Annotated in this window: 14 protein-coding genes; 9 read left to right on the top strand and 5 right to left on the bottom strand. The window is 65.1% G+C overall.

Features of this window, described 5'->3' with window-relative positions; all coding sequences use genetic code 11:
* Positions 1-112 precede the first annotated feature (112 nt).
* Positions 113-409 carry a copper-binding protein gene (locus BRSPCE3_RS18425; protein ID WP_244067417.1) on the top strand — a complete coding sequence of 99 codons (297 nt, stop codon included), beginning with the start codon at positions 113-115 and terminating at the stop codon, positions 407-409.
* 24 nt (positions 410-433) lie between these two features.
* Here BRSPCE3_RS18425 and BRSPCE3_RS18420 read toward each other — a convergent pair whose 3' ends face one another.
* Entirely contained in the window at positions 434-988 is a 555-nt protein-coding gene (locus BRSPCE3_RS18420) for a PQQ-dependent catabolism-associated CXXCW motif protein (RefSeq protein WP_244067416.1), read from the bottom strand.
* Positions 985-1866 carry a substrate-binding domain-containing protein gene (locus tag BRSPCE3_RS18415; protein ID WP_244067415.1) on the bottom strand — a complete coding sequence of 294 codons (882 nt, stop codon included), beginning with the start codon at positions 1864-1866 and terminating at the stop codon, positions 985-987. Before BRSPCE3_RS18415 ends, BRSPCE3_RS18420 begins: the two co-directional genes overlap by 4 nt.
* Before the next feature lie 167 nt (positions 1867-2033).
* On the opposite strand from BRSPCE3_RS18415, the gene BRSPCE3_RS18410 reads away from it, so the two are divergent.
* Entirely contained in the window at positions 2034-2960 is a 927-nt protein-coding gene (locus tag BRSPCE3_RS18410) for a quinoprotein relay system zinc metallohydrolase 2 (protein WP_244067414.1), read from the top strand.
* Positions 2961-3003: 43 nt separating this feature from the next.
* Entirely contained in the window at positions 3004-3828 is an 825-nt protein-coding gene (locus BRSPCE3_RS18405; protein WP_244067413.1) for a quinoprotein dehydrogenase-associated SoxYZ-like carrier, read from the top strand.
* Between the two features lie 36 nt (positions 3829-3864).
* Here BRSPCE3_RS18405 and BRSPCE3_RS18400 read toward each other — a convergent pair whose 3' ends face one another.
* Positions 3865-4206 carry a hypothetical protein gene (locus BRSPCE3_RS18400; protein ID WP_375709926.1) on the bottom strand — a complete coding sequence of 114 codons (342 nt, stop codon included), beginning with the start codon at positions 4204-4206 and terminating at the stop codon, positions 3865-3867.
* Between the two features lie 149 nt (positions 4207-4355).
* On the opposite strand from BRSPCE3_RS18400, the gene BRSPCE3_RS18395 reads away from it, so the two are divergent.
* Genes BRSPCE3_RS18395 through BRSPCE3_RS18380 form a run of 4 tightly spaced genes read left to right on the top strand, consistent with a single transcriptional unit; the run spans position 4356 to position 7122 of the window.
* A complete protein-coding gene (locus BRSPCE3_RS18395) occupies positions 4356-5288 on the top strand; it encodes an ABC transporter substrate-binding protein (protein ID WP_244067932.1) in 933 nt (310 codons plus the stop codon).
* 2 nt (positions 5289-5290) lie between these two features.
* Positions 5291-6028 carry an ABC transporter permease gene (locus BRSPCE3_RS18390; RefSeq protein ID WP_244067410.1) on the top strand — a complete coding sequence of 246 codons (738 nt, stop codon included), beginning with the start codon at positions 5291-5293 and terminating at the stop codon, positions 6026-6028.
* A complete protein-coding gene (locus tag BRSPCE3_RS18385; protein ID WP_244067409.1) occupies positions 6018-6728 on the top strand; it encodes an ABC transporter ATP-binding protein in 711 nt (236 codons plus the stop codon). The genes BRSPCE3_RS18390 and BRSPCE3_RS18385 overlap by 11 nt, the downstream gene beginning before the upstream one ends.
* Before the next feature lie 40 nt (positions 6729-6768).
* The gene (locus BRSPCE3_RS18380; protein ID WP_244067408.1) at positions 6769-7122 is read left to right on the top strand and encodes a hypothetical protein; all 354 of its coding nucleotides are present in this window, start codon (positions 6769-6771) and stop codon (positions 7120-7122) included.
* Positions 7123-7125: 3 nt separating this feature from the next.
* Here the strand turns inward: BRSPCE3_RS18380 and BRSPCE3_RS18375 are convergent, their stop codons facing one another.
* Positions 7126-7362 carry a hypothetical protein gene (locus BRSPCE3_RS18375; RefSeq protein ID WP_244067406.1) on the bottom strand — a complete coding sequence of 79 codons (237 nt, stop codon included), beginning with the start codon at positions 7360-7362 and terminating at the stop codon, positions 7126-7128.
* 259 nt (positions 7363-7621) lie between these two features.
* Here BRSPCE3_RS18375 and BRSPCE3_RS18370 point away from each other — a divergent pair, with 259 nt between their 5' ends.
* Positions 7622-8641: an efflux RND transporter periplasmic adaptor subunit gene (locus BRSPCE3_RS18370; protein ID WP_244067404.1), complete on the top strand. Its 1020-nt coding sequence runs from the start codon at positions 7622-7624 to the stop codon at positions 8639-8641.
* Positions 8634-11762 carry an efflux RND transporter permease subunit gene (locus BRSPCE3_RS18365; RefSeq protein WP_244067403.1) on the top strand — a complete coding sequence of 1043 codons (3129 nt, stop codon included), beginning with the start codon at positions 8634-8636 and terminating at the stop codon, positions 11760-11762. Before BRSPCE3_RS18370 ends, BRSPCE3_RS18365 begins: the two co-directional genes overlap by 8 nt.
* Before the next feature lie 256 nt (positions 11763-12018).
* Here BRSPCE3_RS18365 and pqqA read toward each other — a convergent pair whose 3' ends face one another.
* A complete protein-coding gene (gene pqqA / locus BRSPCE3_RS18360) occupies positions 12019-12099 on the bottom strand; it encodes a pyrroloquinoline quinone precursor peptide PqqA (protein WP_009031067.1) in 81 nt (26 codons plus the stop codon).
* Positions 12100-12313: the final 214 nt, after the last annotated feature.

Here is a 12313-nt window from a genome sequence, read left to right as displayed (position 1 = left end):
CCCCGGCGATCATTAACGCGCCTCGTAAAGCGTTCCCCGGGCCGCGCGGGTCCGGAACAAACTGCGCTCCCCGCTCGTTGTCTTCAACTGTATCTGAAGTTGGGAGACCTCGATGAGAGCAGCCAAGATCGTCATGACCAGCCTCGCCGCCGCGAGCCTGATCACCACAGCGGCTTTGGCCCAGCAACCCATGACCGGAATAGTCACCAAGATTGACCGGTTGAGTGGAACCATCTCGCTCCAGCAGACGCAAAGCGGAACGGTGGGCGCTGCGGGCGGCGCGATGCAGGAATACAAGGTGCCCAAGGGACAGTCGCTGGAGGATTTCCACGCCGGCGACAAGGTGACGTTCACCACCTCAGACAGCGATGGCGGCAAGACCATCGGCAAGCTCGACAAGCAGAAATAACTGGTGCGACGCGTGAGGACGGGCTCACTGCTCGCCCTGACGCGGCTCCGGCTCCGCCTCCGCCAGCGGCAATTTGGCGCGCCCCCAGCCGTCGGTACCCTCCGGATACCACGCCACGTTGCGGTAGCCGTAGGACAGCACGCGCTTGGCCGCGTTCCATGACATCCAGCAGCTCTCCTGGCAGTAGATCACGAGCAGTTTTGCCCTGTCGTCGCCGGATGCGCGGACCAGGCCGCGTCGCAGGTAATCCTCGGTCGAAGCGGCGAGCTTGCCGTAGCCGGTGTCGGGCAGCCAGATGCTGCCGGGAATGTTGAGATGCGGCCGCTCGCGCCAAACCGTGCCCGCGGGAAGGTTCGGCTTCGGCGCGCGCGGCAGCACGTCGACGAAAGCGGCTGATTTGTCGCGCCAGATCGCTTCCGCCTCCGTGGTCGTAAGCACGCGCGCGCCGGCGAGCGTCACCGGCACCGGTGCGCGGTAATCCTCGGTGCGATAGCCTTCCGGCTCTGCGGGCGGATCCTGTGCGCGGACCGCCGAATCGGCGACCAACATCACCGCCAGCACGGCCGCGAGCCTGATCATGGCGACTTGGTCGCGGTCTCCGGGCCGATCGGGCGGTCGTTCTCGTCGAGCAGCGGAACACCGTAGTCGAGCAGGATCTTGTTGATCGCCGGCTGGTTCTCCTGGATCAGGCGATTGAGCTGCCGTTTCCAGTTCTGGTCGGACCCGCGCACGCCCATGCCGATGCGATAGACCAGCTTCGGTCCCGTGGTCTCCTTGACCAGCGGCGTGACGTGCAGCGGCGGGTTCGCCTTCTTGGCATAGAAGCCTGCCATCGGCCCCCACAGGACGCCGGCGTCGATCTCGCCCTTGGCAAGGTCGTCCATCATCGCCCCGGCCGACGAATCGTAGCGGGTGTCGATCATCAGCGGATAAGGCTTCGCGTTGCCCATCAGGCCGGCGGCGGCCATGTTGGTGGCGGGCGGCGTTCCTGCGACGATGCCGATATGCTTCCCCTTCAGCCGCTCGTCCTCGAGCGTCGTGACCTGATCGAGCTCGCCGCCCGCTTTGGTCACCAACGCATAGGCCGTGCGGTAATAGGGATTGGTGCCCTGCGCGAGGTCATCGCCTTGCGGAAAGCCCATGATCACGTCGCAGCGATGCGCGGCAAGCGTCATCCGCACGAAGCCCGTCGCCTGCGGGAAGAACATGTAGTCGAGCTTCTTCTGCAGCTTCTCGGCGAACAGCTCGCCGATCTTGTTCTCGAAGCCCTCGCCCTTCTCGTTCGAGAACGGCAGGTTGCGCGGATCTGCGCAGATGCGCAGCACCTTGGCGTCGACGAGCTCGATCGAGAGTTCGCCCTGATCACTGACCTGGGCGCGCGCGATGCCGCCGCCGGCGAGACTGCCAACCAGGCCCAAAAGCGCGAGCAGAACAGGACGGCATCCGACAATTCTCATTACGTCGTCTCCTCGTGATCGGATCGATCGCCGCGATCCACCAATTGCCCGGCGCACCATGACGTGCAACAGGAATAATCATCGTGATTGTGCCGCGTTGCTTGTTGCAGCGCACACTGGAGCACGACGACATCGATCGCGCGTCCCTGGGAAACTGAGGCGGAAAGATGGTTCATGGCGGATCGGTGCTTGCGCTGCTCCTGGTGCTTTGGGCGCCGACCATAGCGCGGGGGCAAGAGGCGGAATTGCCTGTGAGCGAAGTCGCTCCCGGAATCTTCGTTCACAGCGGGGTCACTTCCTTGATGACGCGCGACAACGAAGGCGCCATCGCCAATGTCGGATTCGTGGTCGGCGACAGCGCCGTCGCCGTCGTCGATACCGGCGGCAGCGTCAGCGAAGGGCGGCAATTGCTCGCGGCGGTGCGCAGCCATAGCGACAAGCCGATCCGCTACGTGATCAACACCCACGCGCACCCGGACCACAGCTTCGGCAACGCGGCGTTCGTCGGCGACGGGACCGGTTTCGTCGGTCACAGGATGCTGCCCCGTGCGCTGGCGGCACGCGGACAATTCTACCTCGACGGATTTCGCCGGACCATGGGCGACGCGTTGATCGACGAGGTCAAGATCATCCCGCCGACCGTGCTGGTCGATGACACGCTGAAGCTCGACCTCGGCGGACGGACCCTTACGCTGAAGGCGTGGCCGCCCGCCCACAGCGACAACGATCTCACCGTCTTCGATGAACACACCGGGACCCTGTTCGCAGGCGATCTGGTGTTCCTCGAGCATATCCCCGTGGTCGACGGCAGCCTCAAGGGTTGGCTGCGCGCGCTCGACGGCCTCGCGGCTATTCCCGCCGCGCGCGTGGTTCCCGGTCACGGACCCGTGAGTGCGTGGCCTGCGGCGCTCGCCGACGAGCGGCGTTACCTTGAGACGCTGGCCGCGGATGTGCGCGCGCTGGTCGCAAGCGGCGAGCCGATCACGGCTGCGGCGGAGCGCGCCGCGGTCGGCGAGCGGCCGCACTGGCAATTGTTCGACGACTACAACGCCCGCAACGCAACTGCAGCATTCTCGGAAATTGAATGGGAGTAGCAGTTGGTCCTATAATGACGGGGCTGCATAGGATTTCGCGAACATGACCGGACATCGCGCCCGCCTGCTCTGCATCGCCAGCGTCCTCGCGATCGCGCTGGGCACACCAGCTGCGCCCGCGGCGGAGAGCTATGATCCCTGGCCGGGCCTGGTCCAGGACATCTTCAGCAACCGTCCGATGAATGACGGCAACGACGTCATCGGCATCGAGATGCCGGTGCGCGCGGAAGACGCCGCGATCGTTCCGGTGACGCTACGCACCAGGCTGCAGCCGAGCGACAGCCGCCGCGTCGTCGCGATCACGCTTGTGATCGACGAGAATCCGGCGCCGATGGCCGCGAAATTCACGTTGGGGCCGAACGCCAACGTCACCGAGATTTCGACCCGCGTCCGCGTCAACAACTACACCAATGTGCATGCCGTCGCGGAGCTCAGCGACGGCAAGCTCTATGTCAGCAAGGTCTATGTCAAGGCATCCGGCGGCTGCTCGGCACCGGCCGGCAAGAACCTCGAGGAAGCGAAAAACCACCTCGGCCAGATGCGCTACCGGCAATTCACAAAGTCCGAACAGGGCCCCGCGACCAGCACGCGAGAGGCCCAGATCATGATCGGGCATCCGAACAATTCAGGCCTGCAGATGGATCAGGTCACGCAGCTCTACATCCCGGCCTTCTTCGTCAACGAGCTGCACATCTGGCAAGACGACAGCCCGGTGCTGGCGATGGAGGGCGGAATCTCGATTTCCGAGGACCCCAATATCCGCTTCACCTACGTCTCGAATGGCGCCAAGCTCTTCCGTGCCGAAGCCAAGGACACCGAAGGGCATATCTTCGAGCACGAATGGAAGGTCGAGAATCCCGGGACCTGACGCGTTCTCACCAGGAAACGCAAGAAGCATCTGACTTCAGAAGCACCTGACTTCGGCCTCGGCCTGCGCCCGCCTGAGGTCGTTCAGCGCGTTGGCGGCCTGCTCCGACGAGCGGAACTGGCCGCCCAGATTGCCGCGGACCTGCGCCATGCTCAGCACGGTCTCGGCGGTAACGTAGCGGTCATAGGGGATGATCGAGGCAACCACGTCGATCGAGCAGGAACATTGTTCGATCGACTGCCGGGATTCGCCATTGGCTTTCATGCAGCCGAATACGTATTCGGCCCGCGCCGAGGTCGGATAATCGTTGATCTCCTGGGCCCGCACGCCGATGGCGGTCCCGGCGAGCACCAGGACGGCGACAATCGGTCGTAGCATGCCAGCTCCTGCCATGGTCCTGCTTCCTCTTCTCTTCCCGCAAGCTATGCTATGGATGTTGATCAGAAAAGAAAACATTCGGGGAAGTGGCTCAAGAAACGATGATCATCTCTGTACGCACGGTGTTGGCTGCGGCAGTTCTGGCGGTCATGCAGTTCGGCACCTCGTGCAATGCGGAGACCGTCCGCGTTGCAGCGCAGAAGACCGGAACGCTGGCCTGGGAACTGGCCGTCATTCGCTCCCATGGTCTCGACAAGAAGGCCAATCTGTCGATCGACGTCGTCGAGCTTGCCAGCCCCGAGGCCGGCAAGATCGCGCTGCGATCCGGCAGCGCCGACGTGATGGTGTCCGACTGGCCCTGGGTGTCGCGCGAGCGCTCGCTCGGCGCCAAGCTGCAATTCTATCCCTATTCGAGCGCGCTGGGCGCCGTGATGGTGCCGGCCGCCTCGCCGCTCAAGACGCTCGCCGACCTCAAGGGCCGCAAGCTTGCGGTTGCCGGCGGCGCGATCGACAAGAACTGGCTGCTGCTGCAGGCCGCATTGAAGCAGGACGGCGTCGATCTGAAGTCGCAGGCGACCATCGTCTATGGCGCGCCGCCGCTGCTCGCCGCCAAGACGCTCGGCGGCGAGATGGATGCGACGCTCAACTACTGGAATTTCTGCGCCGCGCTTGAAGCCAAGGGCTTCCGCCGTCTCGCCGGCATGGAGGACGTCCTGCAAAAGCTCGGCAGCAAGGGCCGCATCGCGATGATCGGCTACGTGTTCGACGAAGCCTGGGCCAATGCCAACAAGGACCTGGTAGCCCGCTTCATCGCCGTGACACGCGCTGCGAAGGAGATTCTGGCAACCTCGGATGCTGAATGGGACACGATCGCGCCGCTGACCGGTGCGCAGGATCCGGCGACGCTGCAGGCCTATCGCGATCGCTATCGCGAAGGCATTCCGCGCCGTCCGATCGCCGACGAAGAAGCGGATGCGCGCGTGCTCTACCGGGTGCTGGCGCAGCTCGGCGGACGCGATCTGGTCGGCACCGCGACCGAGCTCGATCCCGGCACGTTCTATCAAGCGATCCCGGGAGACTAGCGTTGCTGCGCCTCCTGTCCTTCGCACTGTTCATCGCGACCTGGTGGATCGCCTCGCTCGTGATCGGCGATGCGAAGCTGCCGGCACCGCCGGCGGTGCTGTCGGTGCTCACCGCCGAGGCGCGATCGGGGGCATTGTTCGTCAATCTCGGCGCGACGCTGGCCCGCGTCGCGCTGGCCTTCACGCTTGCCATGGCGCTGGGCTCGGCGATCGGCTATCTGATGGGCCGCGTCTCGCTCGCCAATCGCCTTGGCGATCCCTGGCTGATCCTGCTGCTCAACCTGCCCGCGCTCGTCGTCATCGTGCTGGCCTATATCTGGGCCGGGCTGACCGAGGTCGCCGCGATCGCGGCGATCGCCATCAACAAGCTGCCGACCGCCGTCGTCACCCTGCGCGAGGGCGCCCGCGCGCTCGACCCCGCGCTCGACGAGATGGCCACCGCGTTCGCCATTCCGCGCGGCCGCGCCTTCCGGCATGTCATCCTGCCGCAGCTTGCGCCCTACATTGCGGCCGCGGCGCGCTCCGGGCTCTCGCTGGTCTGGAAGATCGTGCTGGTCGCCGAATATCTGGGACGGCCGAACGGCGTCGGCTTCGAGATCGGCGTCGCCTTCCAGCTGTTCGACATCCCCTTGCTGCTCGCCTACTCGCTGAGCTTTGCCGGCGTCGTGCTCGTCATCGAGACGGCGCTGGTGCAGCCGTTTGAAACCAGGCTAACGCGGTGGCGGCTCCGTGCAGCTTGAGGTCAATATTTCAGGCAAGAGTTTTGCGAGCGCGGCCGGCAAGCGGCATGACGTGCTCGACAACATCACCTTCACCTTGAACGCCGGCGAGGTCGGCGTGCTGTTCGGGCCGTCGGGCTGCGGCAAGAGCACCCTGCTGCGGATTCTCGCCGGGCTCGACGCCAACTACCAGGGCCACGTCACGCGCTCGCCCGGCATGCGCCTCGGCATGGTATTCCAGGAGCCGCGGCTGTTGCCCTGGCGCACCGTCGAGGAGAACGTGCGGCTGGCCGCACCCGATGTCGACGCCGGCACGCTGTCCGCGTTGTTCGAGGTGCTCGAACTGAGCGCACACAGCAACCACTTTCCCGGCGAGCTGTCGCTCGGCCTCGCCCGCCGCGTCGCGCTCGCCCGCGCCTTCGCCATCTCGCCCGATTTCCTGATCCTCGACGAGCCACTGGCATCGCTCGACAATGCGCTCGCGGGGCGGCTGCGCGACCAGATCGCGACGCTGGTGGCCAGCCGGAAGATGATGACGTTGCTCGTCACCCACGATCTCGACGACGCCGTCCGCCTCGGCGACCGCCTGTTCTTCCTGTCGCCACGGCCAGCCCGAATCCTTCACGTCGAAACCATCGCTGCACCGCGCTCCGCGCGCCGCGAGCCAGAGATCGGCGAAATCAAGCGGCAGCTCTCACAGTTGGACCTTGCAAATATGTGAGACGCCGTCATCCTTGGACGAAGCGGTAGGGAGAGGTCGGATGTCGCGTGCGTCGATTGCTGTTGGTGTTGTGTTGCTGGTGTTGCCGGCGAGCGTGCTCGCCCAAAGCAAGGGCAAGGGCGTCAGGCTGTGGAATCTGACCAGCGCGACGATCTCGAGCTTCGAGCTGTCGCCAGCGGGCAAGAACGAGTGGGGTCCGAACCAGACGCTGAACGACAAGGACAAGGAAGTCGACCACGACGAGCGCCTGCGCATCACCGGCGTCGAGCCTGGCCGCTACGATGCCAAGGTCGGCTACAGCGGCGGCAAGCAGTGCGTCGCCCGCGACATCGAGATCAAGGCAGACGCGGTGTTTTCGGTCTCCGACAAGGACCTCAAGGACTGCAACAAATAAGGGCTAGCCGGCCGGCGGTTCGCCGCCCGTGCTCGCGCGATCGTTGGTGTGCGGATATTCGCAGCGCCATCGCACCGCAGTCCATTTCGGATGGTCGCCGACCCACTGCGCGATGTAAGGCGGCGCGGCCATGGCGCATTGCTGCAGGGAGCCGCTCCAGTTGAACACCAGATGCTGCTCCTCGCAGGTGGCGGGCGACAGCACGGCACATACAGTGACAATCAGATCAATCGGGTTCATGCCTGAAACCTCGCGGGCGTCGTCAAAAGATAACATAAGCGCTACGCCCGCAGCAGCCGGAAGTTTCAACTCCGTGCGAGATCAAGCGGAACCCGGCGGTCACGGCCCCGCAAGAACGCCGAAATTGTCCGAGCCGGCAGCCGTGAAACCGGCGCCTTGCCGCCAGTTCATTTCGCCAATAAGCTGGTTCCCTACAACTGCTAACAGGCTGATGGCTCTTACGGAAACCTCCCGGCGCGGCGTCGCGGTCGCTGTGTGCTTGCTGGCGCTCGCAGCAGGCGCTTGGCCTCTCACGGGTCAGGTTCGCCGTGCCTCCGCGGAGCCGCAGTCAGACAAATCGGATTCGAGCCGCACCGAGCCTTCCCGCACCGCAAACAGCGACCAGGCGCCGGTCAAGCTGACGCCCGGCCAGCAGGGACAGGTCGGGCTCGAAACCGCGGTTGTGCAAGCCGCCCCGCATCCTGAGCAATTCCGCGCCTACGGTGCAGTGCTCGACATCTCCCGCATCACGGAGCTCACCAACAGCTACGCCAATGCGCAGGCGCAACTTCAGACCGCGCAGGCCAAGCTCGAAGTCGCGAAGAGCGCATTCGACCGGACCAAGAATCTCGTCGACTCCGCCGCGCTGCCGAGAAAGGAAGCCGAAACCGCCGAGGGAACGTTGCGAACCGACAAGGCGGCGCTTGCCGCGGCGGAATCGCAGCTCCGGACGCTCGCTGCGACAGCGCAGCAGGAATGGGGGCCGGTGATCGGCCGCGGAATCGTCGAGCGCTCGCCCGCCGTTGTCAGGCTGATCGAGCGCGATCAGTTTCTGGTTCAGGTAACGCTGCCGCCCGGCGTCAGTGTCACCGGGACTCCGGGAACGGCTCTGGCGCAGGCGCCGACGCGAAATGCGAATATCGATCTCCAGTACGTCTCCCCGGCAACGCGCACCGACCCCCGCATTCAGGGACTGAGCTATTTCTTCTCCGCGCCCGGCGACAGCGGCCTGCTGCCCGGCATGAACACGACGGTCTATGTGCCGTCCGGCAACACCTACGAGGGCGTGTTCATCGAAGATACCGCGATCGTGCGATGGCAGGGCCGATCCTGGGTTTACCTGCGCGTGAGCCCCGACAGCTTCCGGCGGCTTCCGATCAGCACGGATCAGCCGGTCTCGGATGACGACTACGTCGTCCGGGACATCCCGTCGGGATCCGAAATCGTCATCCGGGGCGCGCAGGTCTTGCTGTCCGAGGAGGCCAAGAGCCAGCTTCGGGGCGGCGACGACAATGACTGACGGCATCGGCGCCAGCAGGTCGGGCCCGCAAGCCGCTCTCGTCGCGTTCGCCATCCGCTTCCGCGGCATCGTGCTCGCGCTGTCGTTGGCGCTGCTGGGCTATGGCCTGTTCACGCTCGGCGAGGCCAAATACGGCGTCTTCCCCGAATTCGCTCCACCACAGGTCACGATCCAGACCGAAGCTCCCGGCCTCAGCCCGGAGCATGTCGAGCTTCTGGTCACGCAACCGATCGAAACGTCGATCAACGGTCTGGCCGGCGTCGAAAGTCTGCGCTCGTCGTCGATCCAGGGCCTCTCCGTGGTGACGGTCGTGTTCCAGCCGGGCAGCGATATCTACCGGGCGCGCCAAATGGTGACGGAGCGTCTCGCGGTGGTGGCCGCGCGGCTGCCGCAAGGCGTGCAGCCGCCATCGATGACGCCATTGACCCCGCTGGCCGGCACGGTGCTGGTCATCGGCCTGACGTCCGACAAGCGCTCGCTGATGGATCTGCGCACCATTGCGGACTGGACCGTGTCAAGACGGCTCCTGGCCGTACCGGGCGTCGCGCAAGTAGCCACCTACGGCAAGGATGTCAGATCACTGCAGGTGCAGGTCCGCCCCGACGACCTGATCCGGTTCAAGGTCGGCCTGAATGATGTATTGACCGCTGCGCGCAAGGCCACCGGCGTACGGGGCGCCGGCTTCATCGATACGGCCAATCAGCGCATCACGCTGCAAACCCAGGGGCAGTCCTTGACGCCCGACCAGCTGGCCCGCACCGTTCTTCTGCACGAAGGCGGTGCAAGCGTGGTTCTCGGCGACGTCGCCACCGTCGTGACTGCACCCGAGCCGCCGATCGGGGCCGCCCTGATCGACGGCCAGCCTGGCATCATGCTCATGGTGAGCCAGCAATACGGCGCGAATACCCGAGAGGTCACCACGCGGGCGGAAGCCGCCCTGCAGGAACTGCGACCTGGCCTCGAAGCCGACGGCGTTCGGCTCCATGCGGACATCTTCCGGCCCGCCAATTTCATCGACGCGGCGACCGAGAACGTGCTCAACGCCCTGTTGATCGGTGGCGTGCTCGTGGTCGTCGTGCTCTTTCTATTTCTGTTCGACTGGCGCACCTCGATCATCAGCTGCACCGCCATCCCGTTGTCGTTGATCGCGGCCGTGCTCGCGCTGCAATGGATGGGTGAAACGCTCAACACGATGACGCTGGGCGGCCTCGCCATCGCGATCGGCGAAGTCGTCGACGACGCCGTGATCGGCGTCGAGAATGTCGTCCGTCGGTTGCGCGAGAACCGCCGGGCGGCGGCGCCGAGACCGGAGGCGCGCGTTGTGCTTGACGCCTTCCTCGAAGTGCGCACCGCCGTTGCCTATGCGACGTTTGCGGTGCTGCTGGTCTTCCTCCCGATCCTGGCGCTGTCAGGCATTGCCGGCCGTCTGTTCGGCCCGCTGGGCATCGCCTACATCTTCGCCGTGCTCGCCTCACTCGCGGTCGCGCTCACGGTGACGCCGGCGCTCTCCATGCTGCTCCTCGTCGGCAGGACCGGCGGACAGCGTCTGCATGAACCGCCTGCGGTGCGGTGGTCTCGCCGCTACTACCAGGCGCTGCTGCGTCGGATCGGCCGTTACCCGAAGCTGGTGATGACGGCGGCCGCGGCTCTCACGATCGCCGGCGCTGCGATGCTGCCGTTCTTCGGCGGCACCTTCCTGCCGGATCTACGGGAAGGCCATCTGATCCTGCACGTCTCCGCAATCCCCGGCACCTCGCTCGACGAATCGCTTCGCATCGGCAAGCTGATGACGGATACACTCCTGAAAATCCCGGGTGTACGCCGGGTGGCGCAGCATGCCGGCCGGGCCGAAGCCGGCATCGACACGGTCGGTCCGCATTCCAGCGAGTTCGAGGTCGACCTGGAGCCGGGACTCTCGGGTAAGGCACAATCCACAGCAGAAGCCCGCATCCGGGCCGCGCTTGCCGACTTTCCCGGGGTTTCCTTCTCGAGCAAGACCTACCTGACGGAACGCGTCGAGGAGACCGTCTCCGGCTTCAGCGCGGCGGTGGTCATCAACATCTACGGACCCGATCTCGATGCACTCGAGCGCGCTGCACACGATGCCGCGCGAGAATTGGATGAAGTCGCGGGTGCCGCCGACGTGCAGCAACGAACCCCGTCGGGGATGCCGCAGGTCAACGTCACGCTGCGCCCAACCGATCTGCAACGCTGGGGGCTCGATGCGGTCGAGGTGCTCGAACTGATACGCACGGCCTATCAGGGCGACGTCGTCGGCCAGGGATATGAAGGCAACGCCGTCTTCGATGTGATCGTGATCCTCGACGCGCATGACCGCGCCCGGATTACTCAGATCGGCGACCTGCCGGTGCGCACGCCGAGCGGCGCCTACATTCAGCTGAAGCAGATCGCCGACGTCTACGAGACCTCGGGCCGTTATCAGATCCAGCACCTCAATGCGCAGCGCGTTCAGACCGTCACGGCGAACGTCAGCGGACGCGATCTCGAATCCTTCGTGGCCGCCGCCAAACGCAAGCTTGCCCGCGAGGTCACGCTGCCACCCGGTGCCCGGGTGGAATTCGCCGGAGCGGCCGAGGCCCAGGCCCGCTCGCGGCACGATCTCATCGTCAACTCGCTACTGGCCGGGACCGGTATCGTCGTTCTGCTTGCCATGGTGACCGGCCATTGGCGAAACCTGTTGCTGGTCATGATCAATCTGCCGTTCGCTTTTGTCGGCGGCGTGTTCGCGTTGGCGTTGACCGGCGGCCTGCTTTCGCTGGGGTCGATGGTCGGCTTCGTCACGCTGTTCGGAATCACGCTGCGCAACTCCATCCTGATGATCTCGCACTACGAGCACCTCGTCCTCGTCGATGGGCGCGCGTGGGGACTGGATACCGTGATCGAGGGCGCGGCCGACCGCCTCGTCCCGATCCTGATGACGTCGCTCGTGACCGGGCTCGGATTGCTGCCGCTCGCGATCGGCGCAGGCGAACCGGGACGTGAAATCGAGGGCCCGATGGCGATCGTCATCCTGGGAGGTCTGATGACGTCGATGGCGCTGAGTCTGCTGGTGCTGCCGACCCTTGCGCTCCGATATGCGTGCTTCAAGAGCCGCCCGTGAACACGTGCAGGGCAGGTGACGATCTGAAGCAGGCTCGCTTCACAAGCAGCAAGCGGCGCTGACCAGGCGTCGGCGCAGCACGATCGAGCGATGGATGGCGGAGGTTTGGGCGGGATCGTCGAAGATCAGATTGAGCTTGCCGCGACGACGCGAGCGCGATCTATTCGGCGGGCGCCCAGAGATGAAAAGACACATCGACACTGCCGCGGCTTCGACGGAGTTTGCCATCGAAGCCGCGGCAGGTCGTCAGATGGCGTTACTTGCGCGCTGCGCAGGCGTACATGTTGATTTCCATGCCCACCGGCACTTCGACGATCTTCGGTGTTTTCCAGGCCATTTCGTTCTCCCAAGTAAAAGTTGGCGCAAGCCTCGCGCCGCGCGGCAAGCTAGGACTGGCCTTTCCAGGGCGCAAGCCGGGCTGGTAGGCACCCGACTTCGCTGCTGGACATGCCGAAACGGACGACGGCTCGCTGACGCCTGCCCGGCTCTGAAACGGCTGGGAAATTCCGACATTGATCCGTCAGGGATTTTCCTGCTGCCGGGCAGCGACG

This window comes from Bradyrhizobium sp. Ce-3, from assembly GCF_022835695.1.
Taxonomy (GTDB): domain Bacteria; phylum Pseudomonadota; class Alphaproteobacteria; order Rhizobiales; family Xanthobacteraceae; genus Bradyrhizobium.
Note: the sequence above shows the minus strand (reverse complement) of the source record. Positions and strands in the feature narration are given on the sequence as shown.

Bases quoted from the DNA above. Each gene is read 5' to 3' on its own strand.
- BRSPCE3_RS18405 (WP_244067413.1), top strand. From the start codon at position 3,004: ATGACCGGACATCGCGCCCGCCTGCTCTGCATCGCCAGCGTCCTCGCG.
- BRSPCE3_RS18425 (WP_244067417.1), top strand. From the start codon at position 113: ATGAGAGCAGCCAAGATCGTCATGACCAGCCTCGCCGCCGCGAGCCTG.
- BRSPCE3_RS18410 (WP_244067414.1), top strand. From the start codon at position 2,034: ATGGTTCATGGCGGATCGGTGCTTGCGCTGCTCCTGGTGCTTTGGGCG.
- BRSPCE3_RS18420 (WP_244067416.1), bottom strand. From the start codon at position 988: ATGATCAGGCTCGCGGCCGTGCTGGCGGTGATGTTGGTCGCCGATTCG.
- BRSPCE3_RS18365 (WP_244067403.1), top strand. From the start codon at position 8,634: ATGACTGACGGCATCGGCGCCAGCAGGTCGGGCCCGCAAGCCGCTCTC.
- BRSPCE3_RS18400 (WP_375709926.1), bottom strand. From the start codon at position 4,206: ATGCTACGACCGATTGTCGCCGTCCTGGTGCTCGCCGGGACCGCCATC.
- BRSPCE3_RS18415 (WP_244067415.1), bottom strand. From the start codon at position 1,866: ATGAGAATTGTCGGATGCCGTCCTGTTCTGCTCGCGCTTTTGGGCCTG.
- pqqA (WP_009031067.1), bottom strand. From the start codon at position 12,099: ATGGCCTGGAAAACACCGAAGATCGTCGAAGTGCCGGTGGGCATGGAA.
- BRSPCE3_RS18395 (WP_244067932.1), top strand. From the start codon at position 4,356: ATGCAGTTCGGCACCTCGTGCAATGCGGAGACCGTCCGCGTTGCAGCG.
- BRSPCE3_RS18375 (WP_244067406.1), bottom strand. From the start codon at position 7,362: ATGAACCCGATTGATCTGATTGTCACTGTATGTGCCGTGCTGTCGCCC.
- BRSPCE3_RS18380 (WP_244067408.1), top strand. From the start codon at position 6,769: ATGTCGCGTGCGTCGATTGCTGTTGGTGTTGTGTTGCTGGTGTTGCCG.